The sequence below is a fragment of the Flavobacterium micromati genome (genome assembly GCF_900129585.1).
GTDB lineage: Bacteria > Bacteroidota > Bacteroidia > Flavobacteriales > Flavobacteriaceae > Flavobacterium > Flavobacterium micromati.
Genome location: NZ_FQWF01000008.1, coordinates 1 through 24,618, shown reverse-complemented (window position 1 = coordinate 24,618; position 24,618 = coordinate 1). Strand labels below are relative to the sequence as shown.

Sequence of the window (24,618 nt, the reverse complement as noted above, 5' to 3'; positions counted from 1 at the left end):
TTTACTTGATTTATCCAGCTGCGGCTGCGGTAACAGCAGCGATAATTCCCCCAATAATTACAGCAAAAAACAACCAAACGGCATAACCTGCTTTAAAAAAAAATCGAATTATAACGTTCGAGTGTTTTAGTCCATTTTTTAAAAAGACTTCAGCTTTATTAGGTTCATTGCTTCTTTCTTGTTCTATTTTTTGCTGAATTTTATTTTCACTTTCAATTCGACGCTTTAATGCAATATCTAGTAACGCATTACAATTGCTACAATATTCGTTGTTGTAATTTACAGTGCCACATTCTGAACATTTTATATACGATTTACTCATTGAAGTTTTACTCTTAATTATCTTTTAAAGTAATTTGTCTTACAGGTAGATTACTTAAAACAAAAAAATTTAAATTGGGGCTATACAAAGACTAACAGGCAGTTTTGTAGATTTAATTATTTAAATTCAAAGTTACGGAAATTATCTGTTTTTAAGGGTGAGATTCCTTTGGAATGACAAAGTAAAAGACAAACTATAACTTGGTTTCTCATTAGTCTAGTTTGTCACGCTGGAAGCGTCTCAATTCTTGTTACTAACTCAATAGTGTTGAGATTCCTTCGGAATGACAAAGTAAAAGCAAACTATAACTTGATTTCTCATCAGTTTAGTTTGTCACGCTGGAAGCGTCTCAATTTTTGATACTAACTCAATAGTGTTGAGATTCCTTCGGAATGACAAAAGGATGAAATAATTTTATTACTATAGTTTTCCAGTTTAGTTTGTCACGCTGGAAGCGTCTCAATCGTTGATCTAAATCAATAGCGTTGAGATTCCTTCGGAATGACAAAAGGATGAAATAATTTTATTACTATAGTTTTCCAGTTTAGTTTGTCACGCTGGAAGCGTCTCAATTTTTGATGCTAACTCAATAGCGTTGAGATTCCTTCGAAATAACAAAGTAAAAGCAAACTATAACTTGGTTTCTCATCAGTTTAGTTTGTCACGCTGGAAGCGTCTCAATTTTTATACTAACTCAATAGTGTTGAGATTCCTTCGGAATGACAAAGTAAAAGCAAACTATAACTTGGTTTCTCATCAGTTTAGTTTGTCACGCTGGAAGCGTCTCACCCTTTGATACTAACTCAATAGTGTTGAGATTCCTTCGGAATGACAAAAGGATGAAATAATTTTATTACTATAGTTTTCCAGTTTAGTTTGTCACGCTGGAAGCGTCTCACCCTTTGATACTAACTCAATAGTGTTGAGATTCCTTCGGAATGACAAAGTAAAAGACATAGCGTTGAGCTTCCTTCGGAATGACAAATAGGATGAAAATCCCAAATGCCTAGCCGCGATAGCAGTGGAAATCCTTTTCTTTTTTTCTTTAAAAAAGAAAAGATTGTAACGGATAGCGGGAAATAGCTCAAAATAAAAATTCTATTTCTTATTTTTGCACCTCGTTTTGAATTAATTTCAAAACCCAAAAATAATTTTATGACAAACAATCCAAAAAGATATACCATTACAGCGGCATTGCCTTATACTAACGGACCTATTCACATTGGCCATTTGGCGGGTGTTTACGTGCCTTCCGATATTTATTCCCGTTACTTGCGTTTGCAAGGTAGAGATGTTTTGTTTGTTTGCGGAAGCGATGAACACGGTGTTGCCATATCAATGAAAGCCAAAAAAGAAGGCATTACACCACAGCAAGTTATCGATAAATACGATGGAATTATACGGAAATCGTTCTCTGATTTTGGAATCTCATTTGATAATTATTCTAGAACTTCGGCCAAAATTCACCACGATACGGCTTCGGAGTTTTTTAGAACTTTATATGAGAAAGGTGATTTTATTGAACAAGTAACGGAGCAATTATATGATGCAAAAGCAGATCAATTCTTAGCAGATCGTTTTGTAATAGGTACTTGCCCAAAATGCGGTAACGAGGAAGCTTATGGAGATCAATGCGAAAAATGTGGATCGACTTTGAATGCTACTGATTTAATCAACCCAAAATCTACAATTACTGGAGAGACACCAATTATGAAATCAACGAAACACTGGTTTTTGCCTTTGGATCGTTACGAAGATTTCTTGAAAGAATGGATTCTTGTAGGTCATAAAAATGACTGGAAACCTAATGTTTACGGTCAAGTAAAATCGTGGATTGATGGCGGATTAGAACCTCGTGCCGTAACGCGTGACTTGGATTGGGGAATTGATGTCCCAGTCGAAGGCGCCGAAGGGAAGAAATTATATGTTTGGTTTGATGCGCCAATTGGTTACATCTCCTCTACTAAAGAATGGGCTTTGCGCGAAGGAAAAGATTGGGAACCGTACTGGAAAGATCAAGACACGAAGCTGGTTCACTTTATAGGAAAAGATAATATCGTTTTTCACTGTGTCATTTTCCCAGCAATGCTAAAAGCCGAAGGAAGTTATATTTTACCAGATAATGTTCCCGCAAATGAGTTCTTAAACTTAGAGGGAAACAAATTATCTACGTCTAAAAACTGGGCGGTTTGGTTGCATGAATATTTAGAAGATTTTCCAAATCAGCAAGATGTTTTGCGTTATGCATTGACATCAAACGCGCCAGAAACTAAGGATAATGACTTTACTTGGAAAGATTTTCAAGCAAGAAATAACAATGAATTGGTGGCGATTTATGGTAACTTCATTAACCGTGTGGTGGTATTGACTAACAAATATTACAGTGGAGTTGTTCCTGCGCCACAAGAGTTATCTGAGGTTGATCAAGCGACTGTAACCGAATTGAAAGCGTATCCAGCGGTGATTTCGAGTTCGCTTGAACGCTACAGATTTAGAGAAGCATTAGGAGAACTAATGAATGTGGCTCGTCTTGGAAACAAATATTTAGCTGATGAAGAGCCATGGAAAGTGATTAAAGACAATCCAGAACGTGTGCAAACACAAATGTACGTTGCACTTCAAATTGCAGCAGCTTTGAGTTCGCTTTGTGAACCGTTTTTGCCTTTTACAGCTATCAAATTATCTCGAATTTTAAAAATAGCATCTCCATTGTCTTGGGCTACCATTTCAGAATCTTCAGATTTGATTCCGGCTGGACACCAAATAGGAGATCCCGATGTTTCGGGAGAATTACTTTTTGCTAAAATTGAAGACGAAGAAATTCAAAAACAAATAGATAAGTTAGAGGCCACCAAAACAGCTAATAAGGCAGAAAACAAAGTAGTAGAGTCTCAAAAAGAAGCGATTCAATTTGATGATTTTGCTAAAATGGATTTGCGTGTGGGGACAATCCTTGAGGCATCAAAAATGCCGAAAGCCAACAAGCTTTTGATTCTAAAAGTAGATACGGGAATTGACGTTCGCACGATTGTGTCGGGAATTGCAGAGAGCTTTAAACCAGAAGATATTATTGGAAAAAAAGTGACTGTGTTAGTGAATTTGGCACCAAGAAACCTTCGTGGAGTGGAAAGTCAAGGAATGATTTTGATGACAACAAATGCAGAAGGAAAATTGGTGTTTGTAAATCCAGACGCTGAAGCTGCGAATGGAGAGACTATAAATTAAAGATTTTTATATTATATTCGGTAGAGACGTTGCAATGCAACGTCTCTTTTGTTTTGATTAAAAATCAGACATGGCAAATTCAACATCTATATTTTACAATGCAAAGGTGTTTTATAAAAAAAGATATGAAAATTTCTTATATTCGTATGTGTAAAAACACGGCAGACGTTGCAATGCAACGTCTTTACATTAATTACCAACATGATTAAAAAACAGACGTTGCAATGCAACGTCTCTACATTAATAACCAACATAATATGATTAACAAATTCCAAAACAAATATCGTGTTTCTTCTAGCCGGTTAAAAAATTGGGATTATGGGAAAAACGGCGCTTATTTTATAACAGTATGTACTAAAAACCGTGAACATTTTTTTGGTGAAATTGTGTCGATAAATAATGAAAATGAAATGCAACTTAATGAAATTGGTGTCTTAGCCAATCAATTTTGGTCAGAAATTCCGAAACATTTTCCATTTGTTGAACTAGGAAATTGTCAGGTAATGCCTAATCATGTTCACGGAATATTGATTATTGACAAAAAAAATATTGTTGATAATATTGTTGTAGATATTGTTGCAGATATTGTCGTAGAGACGTTGCAATGCAACGTCTCTACTGAAAACGGGATTAAAAACGACAAAATGTCAAAAATTTCACCAAAACGCGGAACAATTTCTACCATCCTACGTTCCTATAAATCAGTGGTAACAAAAAACAGTCATTACTTGAACACAAATTTTGAATGGCAAGAACGATTTCACGATAATATAATTCGCGATTCGGCTTCGTTTGAAAGAATTCAAAATTATATAGAAAACAATGTAGCCAGATGGAAAGAGGACAAATTTTACAATTAAATAATAAAAAAACAAAGCTATCTGAAAATGAAAATTGTTTATAACCAACATCAACAATGATTAACACAAAACCCAGATTAGCTCTAGCATTCGGGATCCTCTGCATTTCTATTTTCCCAATATTGGTTAAACTGAATCTAACTGGTGGCTTAATCTCGGCGTTTTATAGAATGGCAATTGCGGTAGCGTTGCTTTTACCCTATGTTTTAATTACCAAAAAATTTAAATTACCGAAAACCAATGTTTTACTTTTAGCTGTTCTTTGCGGTATTTTGTTTTCATCAGATGTTGCAGTTTGGAACATCGCGATTCAAACTTCAAGTGCGACACAAGCTTCTTTACTTACTAATTTATCGCCTTTATGGGTTGGCATTATTTCTTTTGTTTTTCTCAAGAATAAACCAGCCACCAATTTTTGGATCGGAACCGTTGTCGCATTGTTTGGAATGGCAATGCTGGTGGGTTTTAAGTTTTTTCTCGAATTAAATTTTGATACCGCTTTTCTTTTGGCAGTATTGTCTGGAATATTTTACTCGATTTATTTACTAGTTAGTAAAAAAGCACTTTCTCATATTGATGTGCTTTCTTTTATGACCATTAGCTTGCTGGCATCAACTGTCTATTTAGGAATAATTTGTATAGTAGTACACGAGCCTTTCTTTGGTTTCTCAAATATGGGCTGGTTTGTTTTATTGATTCAAGCTGTTGTATGTCAATTAGCGGCTTGGCTCTCCATCAGTTATGCTACCCAACACATGAAACCTACTCGGGTTTCGCTTAGTTTATTGGCGCAAGCTATATTAACATCAATTCTAGCTTGGCTTTTTTTAAATGAACAAATTACTGTAAATATGATTGTTGGTGGTTTTATTTTACTTTTAGGTATTCGAATTACATTTTACACCAAAACGCTTTCGATAATTAAACTGCGAGTGAAAAATAAATAGGATTCAAATTAAAAAAAATATATGAAAAATCTAAAAGTAATTGCTTTCGATGCTGACGATACCTTATTTATCAATGAAACATACTTTGATGAAACTGAAAAGAAATTCTGTGGTTTAATGGAAGATTATTTATCGCATCAAGGAATTTCAAAAGAACTATTTAAGGTCGAAATAGACAATTTAAAATTATATGGCTACGGAATAAAAGGATATATACTTTCGATGATTGAAGCTGCAATGACCATTTCTAATAACACACTTCCTGTAGAAATTATTGAGAAAATTATTGAATACGGTAAAGAATTGCTGGAAAAACCTATTGTGTTATTAAATGGGGTCGAAGAAACTTTGAAAGCTTTGCATGGAAAATATAAATTAGTGGTTGCCACCAAAGGCGATTTACTAGACCAACGGAGAAAACTTCACAATTCTGGATTGGGTCATTATTTTCACCACATCGAAGTAATGTCAGACAAGCAAGAAATTGATTATTGTGACTTATTACAAAGACTTGAAATCCAACCATCGGAATTTTTTATGATTGGAAACTCTTTAAAATCGGATGTGTTACCAGTTTTGGCTATTGGTGGTTATGCGGTTCACATCCCTTTTCATACTACATGGGCACATGAAAAAATTAATCATAAAGTAATACATAAAAATTTTAGCTCATTTGAAAAGATTATTGATGTTTTAGAAGTGCTAAAAAAGTAATTTTTCGACCTACTCGAGAGTTCGAAATGAATGTTATTTTAACCAAAAGTACATTTTCACTCCAGCAAACGCTAAAAATCTAATTTTATTTGAAAAAAAAAATCACAAATATTTTTTATATTTTCTTCTTTTTTGCAAAAATCATGCTCATAATGGCATAAAATAGCAAACCCACAAACATTTTTTGTAAAATAAAAGTTATCTTTTATATAATTAACCGATTGAAATTTCTTATCTAATAATATGTTTTACTTTTGCACAAAATTAAAAATTAGAAAAATGAAAAATTTAATGTGTGCATTAGTTTTAGTAGCGTCTGCTTCAACTGTAAATGCTCAAACTGCAACGGATACGAATTCAGCGGTTAAATATAATAAATGGTCTGTCGAGTTGGCTGGTGGTTTAAATAAACCTATGAGACCGTTGACTGCTGGTTACCGAACTGCAGTTGCAAGTGCTTATGTAGCTGATCTTGGAGTTAGATACATGTTTAATAACAAATTTGGTTTAAAAGCTGATTTTGGATACAATAGCTTCAAAGAAGGAGAAAACTCAGTAGGATTTGACTCAAAATATTACAGAGCAAATTTACAAGCAGTTGCTAACTTAGGAAGAATAATGAGTTTTGAAACTTGGACTAACACAATTGGATTATTAGGTCATGCAGGTGTTGGTTTAGGTTTTGGAGAATCTGAAAATGTTACAGGAACAGATAGAATGGGTAACTTTATGGCTGGTTTAACAGGTCAAATCAAATTAACTGATAGAGTTGCTTTAACTGGGGATTTCACAACAATTCTTAATGCTAAACAAAATCGCACTTTTGATGGTGCAAGTGTAGCGGGAACACCAGGATTTGGAGGAGTACTTTTTAATGGTACAGTAGGTTTAACTGTTTACTTAGGTAAAAACGAAAAACATGCTGACTGGGTAGTAGACAACTATAGTGAAATCGACAACTTAAGAAAACGTATTGCCGATATCGAAACTTCAATGTTAGATACTGACAAAGACGGAGTTGCTGATTACCTAGACCAGGAGCCTAACACTATTGGTGGTGTAATGGTTGATTCAAAAGGTAAATCAATTGACATAAATAACAATAACGTTCCTGACGAATTAGAAAGCTATTTGCTTAAAACTTACGGTAACAATACTGATAAATCAGCTATTTTAAATAATAGTACTTTAATCAAAAACTTGATAAACGAAGGGTATGTAAGTACTTATTTTGATTTTAACAAATCTACTCCAACTAACGTATCTACTGAAGGAATCGATTTTATCTTGACTTACTTAAGAAACAATCCAACTGCATCAGTTGATATTATTGGTCATGCTGACGAATTAGGAAGATCAGCTTACAATGATAAATTAGCTAACGCAAGAGCTACTAGCGTAAAAAATACTTTAGTTAAAGCTAATATTGCTGACTCAAGATTGAATATTATTTCTGCAGGTGAAGATACTTCAGTAAATAAAGATTCAGACGTTGCAAGAAAATTAGTTAGAAGAGTTACTTTCATGGTGAAATAATTTTTTAAACAAATAATTTAAAAGCCTTAAAGAATTTTTCTTTAAGGCTTTTTTTATGCCCTATTTTTTCTGCCAAATAAAAATTCTAAAATTCTAAAAAATAAAGCTACTGATTTTATACAATCGAAGTACTTTTGACAAAAATAATTTTACCATCTTGAAAACTATTATAGATTTAGCAAATTGGAATAGAAAAGAACATTTTGAATTTTTTTCCCAATTTGAAGACCCTTTTTTCAGCATTACTTGCACGATAGACATGACACTGGCTTATGAAAAAGCAAAACAGTTAAGCATTCCTTTTTTCATTTATTATTTGCACAAAAGCATCTCAGCAATCAATAATGTAGAAAATTTTAGATATAGAATAGAAGACGGAAAAGTGTATTGCTATGATGAAATTCACGCCTCAGCAACTATTATGAGAGCCGATAAAACCTTTGGATTTTCACTGATGAATTTCATTGAAGATGTTCAAGATTTTAAAATAATGGCTCAGGTGGAAATGGAGAGAATCCAGCAAACACCTGGACTTTTTACTAGGGAATTTCCAAAAAATGTGATTCATTTCTCAGCAGTACCTTGGATTAATTTTACCGCTTTAACTCACTCACGAAGTTTTAGCTTTCCAGATAGCTGTCCTAAAATATCTTTTGGCAAACTTATTTCTGTTGGAACTAAAAAAGAGATTTCAATGACCATCGCTGCTCATCATGGTCTAGTAGATGGCTACCACATGGGCTTATATGTTGATGAATTACAACGACTGCTAAATGAATAAGCTTGCACTTAAAGATGATTTATTTCATTTATTTTTAATTTCTTTAACGTTTCAGTTATCACTTTTAAATTATATTTGAAGTAAAATCATCTCTATGAAAAAGAGTCTCTTGCTGTACTTTCTCCTTTTAAGTTTTCCTTTTTTTTGCCAAATTAAATTGAGTGATGTTCCTTTAGAACTAAAAAAGAAGATGGACTTTCATCAAATGATTACAACTGTAAATCCAACAACTAATGAAATTTATACTTTTGCTGCAGACAAAGAAAAACTTTTTGGAGCAAAATTTAATAGTATCGTTTTCTTTCGAGACAGTTTGACTGTAAAAAGACCTTTTAATTTTCGCTATTTAGTAGGTACAAGTTTTCTTGACAATAATAATCCCGTTGCTTATTTTGCCACCGAAGATCTTAGCAGAGTTATCGCCGTTGAGTATGATTTTACCAGTAGAACAACCCCAATTAAAGATTTAGGTTTAAATCTAAAAGAGGAAAGTATCTTGACAGAGTTTTCTGAAAAAGGGAATTTTTACTTTATTACAAAAGGCAAAAATGAAAATGCATTACAATTAATAAAATTGGAAGGTAATACTTTGCAAAAGACACAACTTGATTTTAAATCATTCTCTTTTGAAATTAATTCAGTCACAAAACCTAGTATTGGGAATATAATAGACGAATTTGGGTTAACAAAAATTGAAAAAAAAGGATTTAATTCCTTTCTCGATGGAAGTCAAAGAGTAAAATATTACGTTGATAATAACAAATTAATTATAACATTTAATCACGCTACAGCAAAAACTTCGGTGTTTGAAATAGATTTAGACACTTTTTCAATAAGGGAAACTGTTATTAACAATAGCAGCTTGGTTAATGTGAAGCAATCTAATTCTTTATTTTTTGAAAATAATTTGGTTACCATATCTTCCAATAGCAGTGCTGTAGAATTACAATTTATCAAGTACGAAGATAAATCCATTGTTAAAAGTTATATAATTGATAGCGCAAAATCTAGTCCTTTCACTACTCCTTTTTACAGCGTTAGCGGTAATAATTCACCTAGAAATATTAAAACAGCAAAGAAATTTATAAATACCATTTTAGATTCTGATTTAGGTATCTCCATTTATAATTTTGACGGAAAGTATGTTGCTTCCTTTGGAGGCTTGCAATATCGAGGCAGTACTAATGATTTATTTTTCGAATTAGGAGCTATTGGAAATTTATATGGTGATAGTTCTGGCAATTACACCATTCAAAATAACTTGGTAGATATAGTATTAGATTCGAATTTTAAACAAATCGAACAAATTAATCAACCGCTATTTATTGACAAGATCGCTCAATTTACATTTGAAAATAAAAATATGAAACTCGAAAATTACTTTGCTTTCAAAAACTTTTACATTTTAAGCTATTATGATACTTTTTCTAAACAAATCGTTTTGAGAAAATTTATAGACGGTTTTGATTATTAATTTATGTTTCCAATAGCATTTCATCCCATTTATCAGCATCCTTTACCAGAAGGACATCGCTTTCCTATGTTGAAGTACGAACTGATACCTCAGCAGTTGATTCATGAAGGAATCGCTAAAGCATCTGATTTTTTTGAGCCTACAGTATGCGATTTAAAACATGTATTAGCAGTTCATAAACAAGAATATGTCGATGATCTACTGAATCTGACATTAAATCCAAAAGCGGCTCGCAAAATAGGATTTCCACTTTCAAAAGAACTTGTACAACGGGAATTGATAATTGCTCAGGGAACAATCACAGGAGCTCAAAAATCGTTTGAAACCAAAGTGTCTTTTAACATTGCCGGTGGAACGCATCATGCTTATTCCACTCATGGAGAAGCTTTTTGTTTATTAAATGATCAGGCCATTGCTGCTCAGTTTTTATTGGATAATAACTTAGCTAGAAAAATCCTAATTGTTGATTTAGATGTACATCAAGGAAATGGAACCGCCGAAATTTTTCAAAACAATCCAAATGTATTTACTTTTTCAACACACGGAAAAACAAACTATCCATTTAGAAAAGAAACCTCTGATTTAGACATTGCTTTTGATGATGGTACAAATGATGATAAATTCCTAAAAACAATTGGAGATATAATTCCGAAATTAATCGAAACGGAAAAACCCGATTTTATCTTTTATTTAGCCGGCGTTGACATTTTAGCGTCTGATAAATTAGGCAAGTTAGGCTGCTCGATAGAAGGCTGTAAAAAAAGAGACGAACTTGTTTTTGAACTTTGTAATAAACATCAAATTCCCGTTCAGGTTTCAATGGGAGGCGGTTATTCTCCAGACATAAAAATTATTCTTGAAGCGCACGCAAATACATTTAGAGTAGCAAAAGATATTTTTTGAAATTAATATAAATTGTCCTATAAAGTTAAAATAGTATCATGCATTTTTTTAAAAAACGATCGAAGTAACCCAAATATTAAACCATTAAGAAAATTAAGATCGTTAAGTCATATTTCAATTAAACAATCTAAATGCTTGAAAAAAAGTAGTGCCAAAAAGGATAATGCAGTTGTTTTTATCATATTAGAAACGAAAGACGAATTTACCTTTTGCTGTAATCATTTATTAGATGACAAACACCTTACTTATTTTAACTAAAAGTCTAAGTTGATGAATGAGAAAACAAATAATTCTTGCAGGTCATATTTATAATTGTACAAATATGTAATGACAAAATACAAATCCAAAAAAAAACACGAACTTCTAAGGTAGAAATTCGTGCTTTTTTATAAAATAATTCTCAAGGCATAAACCTTAAAATACAAATGGTTTTATTGTTTTCCTAACAAAAGAACTTCATTAGCAACCACTTCTGTAATAAAACGTTTTACACCATCTTTGTCATCATAACTACGATGGGTTAACTTACCTTCAATGGCAATTTCTTTTCCTTTAGTTACGTATTTTTCGATAATTTCAGCAGTTTTTCCCCAAGCGGTAACGCGGTGCCATTCGGTTTTTTCTACTTTATCTCCGTTTTCTTTATAGTAAACTTCATTAGTAGCGATGGAGATATTCGCTAATTTTTTTCCACCTTCAAGTGATTTTACTTCTGGATCTTGTCCTACATGTCCGATTAATTGTACTGTGTTTTTCATGGCGTGTAAATTTAAATATTAGTGTTTATAATTTTTGTCAAATCGTTCGTTCGAATCAACAGGGCAAAGATGCGACGACTTCAAAACTCTAATCGGTTGCTAACTAATTACTTTCGGTTGTAACTATTTGTAACCGTTTGTAAATGGATTTAAAATCGCTACATTTGACCAAAATATAATTTATGCAGACCAAAATAAACAAAGTAGAATTACGCAATTTAGAATTTGATGATTACAAAGAATTAAAAAACTCAATGGTGGAGTCCTATCCAGAAATGGTAGGTTCTTACTGGAGGGAACATCATATTGAAAAATTGTTAAGTATTTTTCCAGAAGGACAATTAGTAATATTAGTTGATGGAAAAGTGGTTGGTTCAGCATTGTCATTAATTGTTAATGAAAATTTGGTTGACAAAAACCACAATTATTCTGATATAACGGGAAAATATACGTTTTCAACGCACAACCCAAAAGGTGATGTTTTATATGGCATAGACATATTCATACACCCTAATTATAGAGGACTTCGCCTTGGTAGAAGATTATATGACGCCCGAAAGGAATTGTGCGAACAACTAAATCTAAAAGCAATAGTTTTTGCTGGAAGAATTCCTAATTATGGTCAGCATGCAGCAACACTAACTCCAAAAGTCTACATTGAAAAAGTAAAAAGAAAGGAATTGCACGACTCCGTCCTTTCTTTTCAACTAAGCAATGATTTTCACGTGATTCGAGTGATGAAAAATTATTTAGAAGGTGATACTGACTCCAAGGAATTTGCTGTTTTATTAGAATGGAACAATATTTATTACGACGAAAGTCCAAAATTAATTAACCTAGAAAAAAGTGTAATTAGATTAGGATTAGTTCAATGGCAAATGCGACAATTAAATAATCTCGAAGCTCTTTTTGAACAGTGCGAATTTTTTGTCGATGTAGTTTCTGGATATGGCAGTGATTTTGCATTATTTCCGGAACTTTTTGCGGCTCCGCTGATGGCTGATTACAACCATTTATCAGAAGCAGACGCAATAAGAGAGTTAGCTAAACATTCAGAACCGATACGCAAACGCTTTCAAGAATTAGCAATTTCATATAACATCAATATTATTACCGGAAGCATGCCTTATCTAGAAAAAGGCACTTTGTATAATGTAGGTTTCTTATGCAAGAGAGATGGAACTTCTGAAATGTATTCTAAAATTCACGTAACGCCAAATGAGGTGCAACACTGGGGAATGACAGGAGGTTCAAAAATCAGGACTTTTGATACTGATTGCGGTAAAATAGGGATCATGATTTGTTATGATGTAGAGTTTCCAGAGCTCTCTAGATTAATGGCTGATGAAGGAATGAATATCTTATTTGTCCCATTTTTGACGGATACTCAAAACGCTTATACCAGAGTAAAACATTGCGCACAAGCCAGAGCAATTGAAAATGAATGTTATGTTGCTATTGCAGGTTGCGTGGGGAATCTACCAAAAGTAAATAACATGGATATTCAATACGCACAATCAGCAGTTTTCACACCTTCGGATTTTGCTTTTCCAAGCAACGGAATCAAAGCTGAAGCAACAACTAACACCGAAATGACACTTATAGTTGATGTAGACTTAGATTTATTAAAAGAACTTCACGAGCATGGAAGCGTACGGATTCTAAAAGATCGTAGAAAAGATTTGTACGAAATTAAAAAAATCAATACGTGAGGGTTTGCTTAGAATGCGAGGAAAAAATTGTAGGTCGCGAGGATAAAAAATTCTGTAGTGATGGTTGTCGCAATGCTTACAATAACAAAATAAACAAGGATAGTACTAATTATATGCGCAATATCAACAATAAGTTGCGCAAAAATTACCGTATTCTGTTAGAACTTAATACTGAAGGAAAATCCAAAACGACGCGAGCAAAATTGTTAAGCAAAGGATTTGACTTTGAGTTTTTTACCAATAAACTACATACAAAAACAGGAAATACCTACCATTTTCTCTATGACCAAGGTTATATGATTTTAGAAAATGACTTCCTTATGTTAGTGAAAAAAGATATTTAGCAATCCCCAAATTATGTAAATCCAATGAAAAAAGATTATTCATCTATTCCTTCGACATTAATTTTACTTTTAATCCTAGGTTTAATTTTCTTCACCATGATGCCACAATGGACCTCTACTGATGAAAGTACACTAACTGAGTTTTCAACAAAAAGAGCCCTAAATCAAGTAGCCGAAATTTCAAAAGAACCCCATTATGTAGGGTCACAAAATCATCAAGTAGTGGCTACTTATCTTCAAAAAGAGCTCACACGATTAGGCCTAGAAACTTCATTGCAAGAAGGTTATACGTTAAGTGATTGGGGAAATTTAGTAAAATCAAAAAACATTCTAGCTCGTATAAAAGGTACTAATAATTCAAAAGCGCTATTATTGCTCTCTCATTATGACAGTGCGCCACATTCATACTCACCAGGAGCGAGTGATGCAGGATCAGGAGTTGCAACAATTTTAGAAAGTGTTCGCGCTTTTATATATAATAAAAACCCCCATAAAAATGACATAATTATCATGTTTTCCGATGCGGAGGAATTGGGTTTGAACGGCGCAGCGCTATTTGTAACAAAACATCCTTGGGCCAAGGAAGTTGGTTTAGTATTGAATTTTGAAGCGCGCGGTTCCTCTGGACCAAGTTATATGTTGATGGAAACTAATAATGGAAATGCAGGGTTAGTCAAAGAGTTTGCTGCCGCAAAAGCTACTTTTCCAGTATCAAATTCATTGATGTACAGTATTTATAAAATGTTGCCTAATGATACTGACTTAACCGTCTTCAGGGAACAAGGTAATATTCAAGGTTATAATTTTGCCTTTATCGATGATCATTATAATTATCACACCGCTCAAGATGACATTAATCATTTAGACAAAAACACTTTAGCGCATCAAGGATCATACTTAGTGCCTCTTTTAAGTTACTTTTCCAATGCTGATTTAAATGCTACAAAAGCGAACAACGATTATGTCTATTTTACAATTCCATTTACATTTATAAGTTATCCCTTTAGTTGGGTTTTACCTATGACAATTCTCGCTTTAATCCTCTTTCTAATATTAGTTGTTTCGGGAGTTGCCAAACGTGTTTTGTCATTCGATAAGATATTACAGGGATTCATCCCTTTTTTAATTTCCATAATAACTGCTGGATTAATTACTTTTCTTGTTTGGAGAGGATTACTAATTTTATATCCACAATATAATGATTTACTCAACGGTTTTACTTACAATGGTCATTCTTATATCGCTGCATTTGTACTTTTGGCTATTGCGATCAGCTTTGCTACGTACCAGCGTTTCTCTGTTAGAAAGCTAACCCTAAATCATTTTGTTGCCCCTCTATTTATTTGGATTGTTATCAATTACTTTTTGGCGTTGAGTTTGCAAGGGGCTGGATTCCTGATAATCCCTGTTTATTTTGCGCTAATTATTTTTGGAGTTTTTATTATTACTCAAAAATCGTATAAAGCTTTAAATCTTATTCTTAGTGTTCCTGCTTTAATAATCATTGCACCTTTTATCCAGATGTTTCCCGTTGGTTTAGGATTAAAAGTTTTATTTGGAAGCGCAATTCTTACCGTTTTAGCTTTTACTTTGATGCTACCCATTTTTGGGGCTTACGCCAAAAAGGGAGTCTGGGCTTCAGTGTTTTTAATATTTTCACTCGGATTTTTTACAAAAGCGCATTTAGACTCGGGTTATGAATTAGGAAAAGCAAAATCGAATAGTTTATTATACATCTATAATGCTGATACTGACAAAGCCAATTGGGCAACATACGACACTAATTTAGATTCTTGGACAAAAGCCTATCTAGGTGAAAATCCTAAAGAACCAACGCCTTCTAATACACTACCGTTGTTTAGCAAATACAATTCAGGTTTTACATACGTTGTTGAGGCATCTAAAAAAGAAATAGCAAAACCCACTATTGAATTTCTAGAAAATAGAATCGCAGCAAATCAAAGGTATTTGAAGATCAAAATTTCCCCAAATAGAAATGTAAATCGATATGATATTTTTGCCAATGAAAAAATGGCAATTCATGATTTTAGAGCAAATGGCGTAAAAGCTCTAGGTCAAAAAAATGCTTTTTATAAACGCAAAGGGAAAAAAATATTGAGTTATTATGTCGTGGATAATCAACCATTAGAAATGGAATTCCGAGTTAATTCTAGTTCGGTAATAGAAATGGAATTGCTTGAGAGCTCTTTCGATTTAATGACTAATCCCATTTTCAACATGCAAAAAAGAGAAAATTGGATGATGCCAACTCCCTTTGTATTGAACGATGCAGTAGTAATTAGAAAACAAATAAAACCGACGCCAGTTGTTGTTGTAAATACGGTAATTCCAATTGTTACTAAACGCTACTCTAAACCGAAAAAAGCAGTAGTGGTAGATAGCTTGCAGATTAATTAAATATGTCACTACAAATTGTGACCTTTATTTTATTTTACTTCTCAAATTTTACTGTTATTAAGGATTTTTTATAGCTATTGAGAAATCGAATGTCTCTCTGAGCTTGCAGAAGAGATCGTAGTATATTACTGATGACCAAAAGAAGCATTTCGGCAAGCTCAATGTTACAAACTGCACATAATTGCTACAGGAATTAACATCACAATTTAATTTTCATCTCATCAAAAAGATAATCCAGAAACGAGTCAAAAAAAGCGAAAGCAAATCGACCATAATAATCAAAAAATGAAAAAAATTAGCATTCTAGGTTGCGGTTGGTTGGGTTTGCCTTTGGCGAAAGCCTTACTTGAAAATAAGCATCAAATAAATGGATCGACCACAACACACGAGAAACTTATAACTTTAGAAAATGCGGGAATCCAACCGTTTTTGATTGATGTCCCAGTGAATTTAAACGAAGATTCGCTCGACGCCAAAAAGTTTTCAACTACAATGCACCATTTTTTAGCTGGAAGCGAAACCTTAATTATTGATATACCGCCGCAATTACGGGCTTATTCAGACACGTTTGCTGCAAACACATTTGTCAAAAAAATAGCTATCCTGATTCCATTTATAGAGAGATCAACTATTGAAAATGTATTGTTTGTCAGCTCTACCTCAATCTTTGGCGAAGGCCAAAAAACAGTAACAGCCACCTCATTTCCAAGTCCGGATACCGAAAGTGGGAAACAATTGCTTGAATCAGAACAGCTGTTGCAAAGCAATAAAAATTTTAAAACAACCGCTATTCGTTTTGGCGGATTAATTGGCGCAAATCGGCAACCAGCAAAATTTTTAGCTGGCAAAGAAAATTTGGCAAATCCTGACGCGCCCGTAAATTTGATTCATCAACAAGATTGTATTGGCATTATTCTAAAAATTATAGCAACTAATTGTTGGGATGAAACTTTCAACGCAGTTACCTCTTTCCATCCTACTCGTGAACAATATTACACTCAAAAAGCAGCCGAATTAAATTTAGCTTTGCCCAAATTTGATCATTCCAAACCATCTATTGGAAAAATTATCGAGAATGATAAAGTTGTGCAGCTTTTAAAATATACTTTTGCGCAACCAAATTTGTAAAGTGAAAACTAAAATTAAGAATGCTGTTTCGTCTAAAATTAATTTGATTGGTTTACCCATCTTAGCATTGTGCTTTGTTAGTTTTTTTTGGGGAACCACTTGGATCGCCTCTAAAATAGGAGTCAAACACATGCCAGCATTACAACTTGTTGCCATTAGACAATTTATAGGAGGTTTGCTTTACATCTCTTTTTTTTTATTTAAAAAAGCAGCTTGGCCAAAGGGAAAACAGTGGAAATCGATCTTGATTCTTAGCGCTCTAAATTTCGTTTTGAGCAATGCCTTAAGTACTTGGGGAGTAAAGTATATTAGTAGTGGCCTAGGAGCTATCATTGCAGCTTGTGTTCCATTGTGGATCGTTATTATTACTTTTTTTAGAGGTGAGCGTTTATCTAAATTTTCTGTGCTGGGTCTTATAATCAGTTTTGGTGGTGTTTGTATTATTTTTTATGATCATCTGCATGATTTTTTGATTCCTAATTTTAGATTTGGAATTATAATTTCGATAATTTCGACCTTGACTTGGGCTTTCGGCACATTGTATACAAAGAAAAAGGCAGCGACTTTTAATCCCTATTTTAGTTTGGGATTGCAAATGTTTCTATCGAGCATTATCGTTTTTGCGTATATTGGCGCCACTGGAACAGCAGTCAAATTCAGCGAGATTCCGGCAGTATCCTGGTGGTCAATTGCCTATTTAGTTATATTTGGATCAGTACTAACTTTTATAGCTTTTATTTATGCTCTTCAAAACCTTCCTGCTGAAATTAGTACAATCTATTCGTATATAAACCCAATTGTTGCCATTTTATTAGGAGCGTTACTATTTGACGAAACTCTAAATACTGCAATTATACTTGGTGGAACGGTTACTTTATTTGGATTGTACTTGGTGAATTACTCGCTACGAAAATCGCGAAAAAAAAATCCTGAACCTTCTTAAAAAAAAAATCCCATTTGCTCAGGCAAATGGGATTTTTAATTTCTTCTGAAACTATTACCAGATTCTAACTCGTTTTTCTGGAGCAATGTACATTCCGTCATTTGCTTTAATGTCAAAAGCTTGGTAGAAAGTATCTATGTTTTGCAAAGGTACATAAGCACGGTACATTCCAGGAGAATGCGGATCCGTTTTTACTTGGTTTTTCAACGCTTCATCACGCATTTTTGAGCGCCAAATTGTTGACCAAGAAATAAAGAATCGTTGTTCTGGTGTGTAACCATCAATTAATCCTGGGTTTCCATTTTCTTTTAAATAAATTTGTAAACCATCATACGCAGCATTTACACCACCTAAATCGCCTATGTTTTCACCCAAAGTAAATTTACCATCAACAAAAGTTCCTGGCAAAGGTTCCAATGCGCTGTATTGTGCGGCAAGTGCTCCTGTTAAAGCTGAAAATTGTTTTAAATCCTCAGCTGTCCACCAGTCCACCAGATTTCCATCAGCATTGTAACGCGATCCTGAATCATCAAAACCATGTGAAATTTCATGACCAATAACGCCTCCTATTCCACCATAATTTACCGCTTCATCAGCTTGGTAATTGTAAAAAGGCGGTTGCAAGATTGCTGCTGGAAATACGATTTCATTATTAGATGGATTGTAATACGCATTAACTGTTTGCGGCGACATTCCCCATTTGTCCTTATCTACTGGTTTATTCAACTCAGCGATATTTTCATCAAAACGCCATTGCGCCATATTTTTAGCATTCTCAAAATAAGTTCCACCTTCTGCTGGACTTTTAACAGTCAAAGCTGAATAATCTTTCCATTTGTCAGGATAACCTATTTTTATTCTTGATTTATGCAGTTTAGCAAGCGCACTGACTTTAGTTTCTGCTGACATCCAGGACAAGTTGTTAATTCTGTTTTCGAAAGCTGTAAAAATATTTTTGATCATTTTCTCCGCTTTCACTTTGGCTTCAGCCGGAAATTTTTTCTCTACATATAATTTTCCTAAAGCTTCGCCTAAAGTGCCGTTGATAGTTTGAAGTGCATTTTCATCACGTGGTCTTGGCTTGACAGCACCTGTTAATGTTTTTCCGTAAAAGTCGAAATTTGCATTTTCAATGGTTGTAGACAACTGACTTGAAGCTCTATTTAATAAACTCCATCGCATGTACGCTTTCCAATCGGCTACTTTATTTTCTTTAAAAATAGTTTCTAAAGCAGTCATGTATTTTGGTTGAGAAACAATTACGGTATCTGCTTTTGCCAATCCAATTTTAGTAAAATAAGTATCCCAATTGATTGATGGCGTCAATTTGCTTAACTCAGCCAGAGTCATCGGATTGTAGGATTTACGACGATCTCTACGCTCTACTCTATCCAATCTTGGTTTAGACATTTCAATCTCAAGCGCAAGAATTTTTTCAGCATTAGTTTTGGCAACCGCTGGCGAATCTCCTAGAAATTGCAACATCTTAGCAACATGTAACACATATTTAGCACGCTTCTCTTTAGAATCGGCATCATCAGAAACATAATAATCTCTGTCTGGAAGTCCAACACTGCCTGGCCCTAGATTAATAACATTACGACTACTGTTTTTAGCATCGGTTCCTACGCCAGCGCCAAAAAATCCGATACCACCAAGAGGTTCCATTTCGATAAGTAATGCTTGTAAATCTTTAGTAGTTTTAACTGCATTAATTTTAGCTAAATAAGGTTTTAATGGAGCGATTCCCGCTTTATTTCTTCCCACAGTGTCCAAGATTGTTTGGTATAAGTTTACCGCTTTCCCTTGATCAGTGTTAGATTTGTAACTTGGATTTGTAGTTGCCTCTTTTAAAATTGCCAATGCATCAGCATCGGTTCTTTTGCGCAATTCATCAAAACTTCCCCAGCGAGTTCTATCATTTGGAATTTCAGTATTGTCCAACCAAGTGCCATTTACATATCTAAAGAAATCGTTACTTGGTTTCACTTTCTTATCCATGTAATTTACATTAATTCCTGGTTCCTTAGTAGCAGGAGCATTTTGGGCTTGACCCAAAGCAAAACCCATAATTGCAGGAATGACAAAAAGCAATTGCTTATTTTTCATTTTTTTGATTTTTATTAATGATTCAGTTATAATTACAAAGCTATCAATAAAACTTTTAATTTTTTGTTAAAAATTGCATACCAAAAATTTAGTAAAACAGTACAATTGATTTTCTGGCTGACGAAGTAAATTTATTTCCTTAAAATCATTTAAATATTTACCAAATGATAAATTATAAAGTGACAATCAACACGGACTAAGATTCTGTTAATAAAAATTAAAAACAAATCATGTTGTTGTACTTTTGCATAAAAATAGCATTATGTCACGATTTTTAAAAAAATATGGCCTCTTTTTAGGGATTTTCGTTGTTTTCTCCATTGTTGTATTATCCTTATTTTATTCGGCTCTTAAGCCAAAAAAAACATTGCCAATTTACAATCCTGCTGATGTAAATCCAGAATTAGTAGACAGTACAATTCAGTACAAAAGCAAGTATCATACAATTGCTGATTTTTCATTTACCAATCAAAATGGGAAAACGATAACCCAAAAAGATTATGAAGGTAAAATTTATGTTGCTGACTTTTTCTTTACGACTTGCGCTACCATTTGTCCAAAAATGACCACCAATCTCTCTGAAATTCAAACGGCTTTTGCTAATAATCCAAAAGTAAAATTGCTTTCACATACTGTTTTCCCAGAAACGGATAACGTTGCTGTGTTGAAGGCTTACGCCAAAAAACACAATGTTGATGACTCCCAATGGAATTTAGTAACCGGCGATAAAAAGGAAATTTATGCGATGGCGAGAAAATCATATTTGGCTGTAAAAATGGGAAAACCAGAAGAATTATATGATATGGTTCACACTGAAAATTTTGTTTTGGTCGATACCAAAAAAAGAGTTCGCGGTTTTTATGACGGCACTAACAAAGAGGATATGAAGCGATTAATTGAGGATATAACTTTTTTAAGTAATCAGTGAAAATAATGGCTCTTCGACTAAATTAATTCAAAGCTAAATTACCTTTTTGTAGACTAAAAGTAAAACGAAGATTAGGACTTATTCTAGAGGATAATTTGTAATGATTTCTAATTTACTTCTATTTTGTTTCTAGTCTTTTTAGACTTTCAAACTAATCATTATAGATCTCAACTTTTGAGTTTTAAATTAAATGGCTTTACTTTCAAAAATTGTAATTTATTATTCTTCGTACAAAAATTACACCCTATCGAACTCTTTGTTTCGATACCAATTTACCGTTATTGCAATTGTCAGAAATCTATTTTATAGATCATGACTACTTTCGCTTGTGACTTGATTTAGTAGAACTAATCATAAGTTTAAAAACTCCACACTACTAGGCACAACTGTTACTACTAAGCGTTAACAAAATATATTACAATTACGATTAGTAGTAAATAATAGTACCAAAATATTGAAAATATAAACTCTTGCAGCTACGATAATTATTTTCAAAATAAAAGTCCTGTTGATGATTTGTAAAGAATTATTTATATATTTGATTTTAGAATTAAGTCTGATTTTATCAGCCTTATCCACCCGAATCAAGGTAGATAAGTCTGATTTTATCAGACATATATACTAGTTACAAGCAAGTGCAGGACGACCGACAACCGACAGACAAACCGACAAGAAACAGAAATTAAAATTGTAATTTTACGACCTTAACGAACAGACATAATATTGATGGCAAAATCTCTTAACAACAATCTTAAAAAGGCGAAAGCAGGTAAAAATGACGAGTTTTATACCGAGCTGACTGACATTGAAAAAGAGCTTCGACATTACAAAGACTATTTTAAAGGGAAGACTGTTTTTTGCAATTGTGACGACCCAAGAATTAGTAATTTCTTTCACTACTTCTCTCACAAATTTGAAGATTTAGAACTTAAACGACTAATAACGACTTGCTATAAAAACCAAGAAAGAGATTTATTCAGCAAACACAAATCTGAAAGTGCGATTTGGCTTGAATACAATGGCGATAAAAATGGCGACAGAGTTCCAAATCCCGAAGAAATTGGAATACACGAATTAAAAGGCGATGGAGATTTTAGAAGTCAAGAAAGTATCGACTTGCTAATGCAAGCCGATATTATTGTTACTAATCCGCCTTTTTCATTGTTTCGCGAATATGTGGCTCAACTTATTGAACATGACAAAAAATTTCTAATCATTGGCAATCAAAACAACTTAACCTACAAAGAAATTTTTAAACTTGTAAAAGAGAATAAAATTTGGACGGGCGTTGATAATGGCGGAACAAAATGGTTTAAAGTGCCTGACCATTACGAAATAGAAACCGAAACACGAATTAAAATTGTAAACGGGCAAAAGTATTTCAGTATGGGTAGTGTTTATTGGTTTACCAATTTAGATACTCGTAAACGGCACGAAGATATTATTCTTTACAAAACCTATTACGGAAACGAAATTGAATATCCCACTTATGACAACTACGAAGCAATTAACGTAAATAAAGTAGCAGACATTCCAATGGATTTTGCTGGTGTTATGGGAGTTCCAATTACGCTTATTGACAAATACAACCCTGAACAATTTGAAATTATAAGTTCTAATGATGTTAGGAAAAATGAAAATATTCCAATCAAAGAACACGGTTTAATAAAAGATAAAGAAGGTGCAATAAATGGTAAACCTACATATGTCAGAGTTTTAATAAAGAATAGAAAACTATGAAAATTGAACTTAAAGAAATAAAAATTAAAGAAGTTGCCAACGGCTACTTTAACGACAACGAAGAAGGCGTTGTTGGTTTTGGTGGCAACCTAAACATACGACCAAAATATCAGCGTGAATTTGTTTACAAAGACAAACAACGTGATGCTGTAATTGAAACTGTTCAAAAAAATTTTCCATTAAACGTAATGTATTGGGTAAAAAACGAAGATGACACTTACGAAGTTTTGGACGGACAACAAAGAACAATTAGCATTTGCGAATATGTAACGGGTAGTTATTCTTTAAACTCTATGTATTTCAACAACCTTACAGACGTTGAACAAAACCAAATTTTGGATTACAAACTTATGGTTTACTTCTGCGAAGGCAACGACAAAGAAAAATTAGATTGGTTCAAAACCATAAACATTGCAGGAGAAAAACTAACTCAACAGGAATTACGAAACGCAATTTATACAGGAACTTGGCTGACAGAAGCAAAAAAATATTTCAGTAAAACGGGTTGTCCAGCTTACAATATCGGCAACGACTTTATGAATGGTTTGCCAATACGACAAGACTATTTAGAAACCTCAATTAGTTGGTTAAGCAATGACAAAATTGAGCAGTATATGGCAGAAAACCAACACAAACCAAACGCAAGTGAATTGTGGTTATATTTTACAAGTCTAATGACTTGGATAAAAGTTGTTTTTCCAAAATACCGAAAAGAAATGAAAGGTATAAATTATGGTTTTCTATACAACAATTACAAAGACAAACAATTTGACGCAAAAAAATTAGAAGAAGAAATTACCGCTTTAATGCAAGACGAAGACGTTACAAGAAAGTCTGGCATTTACGAATACGTTTTGACACGAAACGAAAAGTATTTAAGTATTCGTGCTTTTACGGATAAACAAAAAAGAGAAGCATTTGAAAGACAAAAAGGAATTTGCCCAAAATGTAAAGTAACTTTTGAACTAAACGAAATGGAAGCCGACCACATTACACCTTGGCACAGTGGTGGAAAATCGACAGCAGATAATTGCCAAATGTTATGCAAACACGACAACAGAATTAAAAGCGGAATATGACGACAGAAAGAACACCAGCTTGTAACAGCACCTACCCAAAAGGCGGGGTTTCGTGTTCCAAAGACACATTTGTGCAAGCCGAAAATTCAGTGCTCCGATTGAAGTTTTGTGGTAAAAGTCCCGCCCTTCGGGTAGCTGCAAAACGTCAGGCTGTGAATTTACCCCACTTTTGCTCAAATTAACTCAATAACGCCTTTCCTATTCGCACAAAACTCGCTTGTAAGCGAGGCGGTTTTTGGAGATAGAAATAATTGTTTGATATTTTTGAACTCGCACAAGAGCTTAAAAAAGGTCACTTTGATCACGGCATACCCTTTTGGTGGGTATTTTGCATTCCATTTCTGGATTTTATCAATTAAATCGGGAATTCCCAGAATATTCATCGTGCGTTTGATGTTGTACACTAACATTATCAAACTGTGTTCGCCATTTACTTTTTCAAGTCCTGTTAAATTGGTGTGATTGTAGCCCCATTGACGTTTAATAGTGCCAAAGATGTGTTCATTAATTTCCTGTCGTGTGCGGTATAACTGTGGGTTTTCTTGATAGCGTTTGTTGTTTTCTTCAACAGCATCAGCATATTGGCTGCGATCAATCTCCCTTCCCCCTGTTCTACTAGTGCAAAGGTCTTTCATTGGACATTCTTTGCAGTCTGGTGTACGGTATTTCTTGAATTTATAACCACTACTTTCTGACC

At 33.6% G+C, this 24,618-nt stretch carries 21 protein-coding genes; 17 read left to right on the top strand and 4 right to left on the bottom strand.

What is annotated here, in order from left to right; all coding sequences use genetic code 11:
- Positions 1-10: 10 nt before the first annotated feature.
- Positions 11-322 carry a hypothetical protein gene (locus tag BUB42_RS09520; RefSeq protein WP_073019581.1) on the bottom strand — a complete coding sequence of 104 codons (312 nt, stop codon included), beginning with the start codon at positions 320-322 and terminating at the stop codon, positions 11-13.
- A 1,155-nt stretch (positions 323-1,477) separates the two neighbouring features.
- Here BUB42_RS09520 and metG point away from each other — a divergent pair.
- The 8 genes from metG (at position 1,478) to BUB42_RS09480 (ending at position 10,762) form a co-directional block, all read left to right on the top strand.
- A complete protein-coding gene (gene metG / locus BUB42_RS09515) occupies positions 1,478-3,547 on the top strand; it encodes a methionine--tRNA ligase (protein ID WP_073019579.1) in 2,070 nt (689 codons plus the stop codon).
- Between the two features lie 257 nt (positions 3,548-3,804).
- Positions 3,805-4,407 (top strand): transposase, encoded by a 603-nt coding sequence (locus BUB42_RS09510; RefSeq protein WP_073019577.1) that lies wholly within the window; start codon positions 3,805-3,807, stop codon positions 4,405-4,407.
- Between the two features lie 56 nt (positions 4,408-4,463).
- Positions 4,464-5,354: a DMT family transporter gene (locus BUB42_RS09505; protein WP_073019575.1), complete on the top strand. Its 891-nt coding sequence runs from the start codon at positions 4,464-4,466 to the stop codon at positions 5,352-5,354.
- A 21-nt stretch (positions 5,355-5,375) separates the two neighbouring features.
- The gene (locus BUB42_RS09500; RefSeq protein ID WP_073019573.1) at positions 5,376-6,068 is read left to right on the top strand and encodes an HAD family hydrolase; all 693 of its coding nucleotides are present in this window, start codon (positions 5,376-5,378) and stop codon (positions 6,066-6,068) included.
- Positions 6,069-6,347: 279 nt separating this feature from the next.
- Positions 6,348-7,604 carry an OmpA family protein gene (locus BUB42_RS09495; RefSeq protein ID WP_073019571.1) on the top strand — a complete coding sequence of 419 codons (1,257 nt, stop codon included), beginning with the start codon at positions 6,348-6,350 and terminating at the stop codon, positions 7,602-7,604.
- Positions 7,605-7,761: 157 nt separating this feature from the next.
- Positions 7,762-8,385 carry a chloramphenicol acetyltransferase gene (locus BUB42_RS09490; RefSeq protein WP_073019569.1) on the top strand — a complete coding sequence of 208 codons (624 nt, stop codon included), beginning with the start codon at positions 7,762-7,764 and terminating at the stop codon, positions 8,383-8,385.
- Positions 8,386-8,479: 94 nt separating this feature from the next.
- Positions 8,480-9,859, top strand: a complete 1,380-nt coding sequence (locus BUB42_RS09485; RefSeq protein WP_073019567.1) for a hypothetical protein — start codon at positions 8,480-8,482, stop codon at positions 9,857-9,859.
- Positions 9,860-9,862: 3 nt separating this feature from the next.
- Positions 9,863-10,762, top strand: a complete 900-nt coding sequence (locus BUB42_RS09480; RefSeq protein WP_073019565.1) for a histone deacetylase family protein — start codon at positions 9,863-9,865, stop codon at positions 10,760-10,762.
- 431 nt (positions 10,763-11,193) lie between these two features.
- Here the strand turns inward: BUB42_RS09480 and BUB42_RS09475 are convergent, their stop codons facing one another.
- Positions 11,194-11,520 (bottom strand): single-stranded DNA-binding protein, encoded by a 327-nt coding sequence (locus tag BUB42_RS09475; protein ID WP_073019563.1) that lies wholly within the window; start codon positions 11,518-11,520, stop codon positions 11,194-11,196.
- 182 nt (positions 11,521-11,702) lie between these two features.
- On the opposite strand from BUB42_RS09475, the gene BUB42_RS09470 reads away from it, so the two are divergent.
- The 5 genes from BUB42_RS09470 to BUB42_RS09450 all read left to right on the top strand — a co-directional run bounded on the left by BUB42_RS09470 (position 11,703) and on the right by BUB42_RS09450 (position 18,065).
- Positions 11,703-13,232, top strand: a complete 1,530-nt coding sequence (locus tag BUB42_RS09470; RefSeq protein ID WP_073019561.1) for a bifunctional GNAT family N-acetyltransferase/carbon-nitrogen hydrolase family protein — start codon at positions 11,703-11,705, stop codon at positions 13,230-13,232.
- Positions 13,229-13,576, top strand: a complete 348-nt coding sequence (locus BUB42_RS09465) for a hypothetical protein (protein ID WP_073019559.1) — start codon at positions 13,229-13,231, stop codon at positions 13,574-13,576. The genes BUB42_RS09470 and BUB42_RS09465 overlap by 4 nt, the downstream gene beginning before the upstream one ends.
- A 24-nt stretch (positions 13,577-13,600) precedes the next feature.
- Positions 13,601-15,994, top strand: a complete 2,394-nt coding sequence (locus BUB42_RS09460) for a M28 family peptidase (RefSeq protein ID WP_073019557.1) — start codon at positions 13,601-13,603, stop codon at positions 15,992-15,994.
- 285 nt (positions 15,995-16,279) lie between these two features.
- Positions 16,280-17,122, top strand: a complete 843-nt coding sequence (locus BUB42_RS09455; protein ID WP_073019555.1) for a Rossmann-fold NAD(P)-binding domain-containing protein — start codon at positions 16,280-16,282, stop codon at positions 17,120-17,122.
- Between the two features lies 1 nt (position 17,123).
- Complete coding sequence (locus BUB42_RS09450; RefSeq protein ID WP_073019553.1) at positions 17,124-18,065, top strand: DMT family transporter; 942 nt, start codon at positions 17,124-17,126, stop codon at positions 18,063-18,065.
- 54 nt (positions 18,066-18,119) lie between these two features.
- Here the strand turns inward: BUB42_RS09450 and BUB42_RS09445 are convergent, their stop codons facing one another.
- A complete protein-coding gene (locus BUB42_RS09445) occupies positions 18,120-20,174 on the bottom strand; it encodes a M13 family metallopeptidase (protein WP_139257333.1) in 2,055 nt (684 codons plus the stop codon).
- Positions 20,175-20,436: 262 nt separating this feature from the next.
- On the opposite strand from BUB42_RS09445, the gene BUB42_RS09440 reads away from it, so the two are divergent.
- The 4 genes from BUB42_RS09440 (at position 20,437) to BUB42_RS09425 (ending at position 24,103) form a co-directional block, all read left to right on the top strand.
- Positions 20,437-21,102 (top strand): SCO family protein, encoded by a 666-nt coding sequence (locus BUB42_RS09440; RefSeq protein WP_073019549.1) that lies wholly within the window; start codon positions 20,437-20,439, stop codon positions 21,100-21,102.
- A gap of 726 nt (positions 21,103-21,828) precedes the next feature.
- Positions 21,829-22,842, top strand: coding sequence for an adenine-specific methyltransferase EcoRI family protein (locus tag BUB42_RS09435; RefSeq protein ID WP_073019547.1), 1,014 nt, complete (start codon positions 21,829-21,831; stop codon positions 22,840-22,842).
- The gene (locus BUB42_RS09430; protein WP_073019545.1) at positions 22,839-23,921 is read left to right on the top strand and encodes an HNH endonuclease family protein; all 1,083 of its coding nucleotides are present in this window, start codon (positions 22,839-22,841) and stop codon (positions 23,919-23,921) included. The genes BUB42_RS09435 and BUB42_RS09430 overlap by 4 nt, the downstream gene beginning before the upstream one ends.
- Complete coding sequence (locus BUB42_RS09425) at positions 23,918-24,103, top strand: hypothetical protein (RefSeq protein WP_073019543.1); 186 nt, start codon at positions 23,918-23,920, stop codon at positions 24,101-24,103. Before BUB42_RS09430 ends, BUB42_RS09425 begins: the two co-directional genes overlap by 4 nt.
- Here BUB42_RS09425 and BUB42_RS09420 read toward each other — a convergent pair.
- On the bottom strand, positions 24,095-24,618 hold a 524-nt coding region (locus tag BUB42_RS09420; RefSeq protein WP_244533913.1), incomplete at its 5' end, for a transposase. The genes BUB42_RS09425 and BUB42_RS09420 overlap by 9 nt on opposite strands.

Excerpts from the sequence above, each read along its gene's own strand:
- BUB42_RS09430 (WP_073019545.1), top strand. The coding sequence starts at position 22,839 with ATGAAAATTGAACTTAAAGAAATAAAAATTAAAGAAGTTGCCAACGGC.
- BUB42_RS09460 (WP_073019557.1), top strand. The coding sequence starts at position 13,601 with ATGAAAAAAGATTATTCATCTATTCCTTCGACATTAATTTTACTTTTA.
- BUB42_RS09520 (WP_073019581.1), bottom strand. The coding sequence starts at position 322 with ATGAGTAAATCGTATATAAAATGTTCAGAATGTGGCACTGTAAATTAC.
- BUB42_RS09440 (WP_073019549.1), top strand. The coding sequence starts at position 20,437 with ATGTCACGATTTTTAAAAAAATATGGCCTCTTTTTAGGGATTTTCGTT.
- BUB42_RS09435 (WP_073019547.1), top strand. The coding sequence starts at position 21,829 with ATGGCAAAATCTCTTAACAACAATCTTAAAAAGGCGAAAGCAGGTAAA.
- BUB42_RS09470 (WP_073019561.1), top strand. The coding sequence starts at position 11,703 with ATGCAGACCAAAATAAACAAAGTAGAATTACGCAATTTAGAATTTGAT.
- BUB42_RS09475 (WP_073019563.1), bottom strand. The coding sequence starts at position 11,520 with ATGAAAAACACAGTACAATTAATCGGACATGTAGGACAAGATCCAGAA.
- BUB42_RS09510 (WP_073019577.1), top strand. The coding sequence starts at position 3,805 with ATGATTAACAAATTCCAAAACAAATATCGTGTTTCTTCTAGCCGGTTA.
- BUB42_RS09480 (WP_073019565.1), top strand. The coding sequence starts at position 9,863 with ATGTTTCCAATAGCATTTCATCCCATTTATCAGCATCCTTTACCAGAA.
- BUB42_RS09445 (WP_139257333.1), bottom strand. The coding sequence starts at position 20,174 with ATGAAAAATAAGCAATTGCTTTTTGTCATTCCTGCAATTATGGGTTTT.
- BUB42_RS09495 (WP_073019571.1), top strand. The coding sequence starts at position 6,348 with ATGAAAAATTTAATGTGTGCATTAGTTTTAGTAGCGTCTGCTTCAACT.
- BUB42_RS09425 (WP_073019543.1), top strand. The coding sequence starts at position 23,918 with ATGACGACAGAAAGAACACCAGCTTGTAACAGCACCTACCCAAAAGGC.
- BUB42_RS09500 (WP_073019573.1), top strand. The coding sequence starts at position 5,376 with ATGAAAAATCTAAAAGTAATTGCTTTCGATGCTGACGATACCTTATTT.
- BUB42_RS09485 (WP_073019567.1), top strand. The coding sequence starts at position 8,480 with ATGAAAAAGAGTCTCTTGCTGTACTTTCTCCTTTTAAGTTTTCCTTTT.
- BUB42_RS09455 (WP_073019555.1), top strand. The coding sequence starts at position 16,280 with ATGAAAAAAATTAGCATTCTAGGTTGCGGTTGGTTGGGTTTGCCTTTG.
- metG (WP_073019579.1), top strand. The coding sequence starts at position 1,478 with ATGACAAACAATCCAAAAAGATATACCATTACAGCGGCATTGCCTTAT.
- BUB42_RS09505 (WP_073019575.1), top strand. The coding sequence starts at position 4,464 with ATGATTAACACAAAACCCAGATTAGCTCTAGCATTCGGGATCCTCTGC.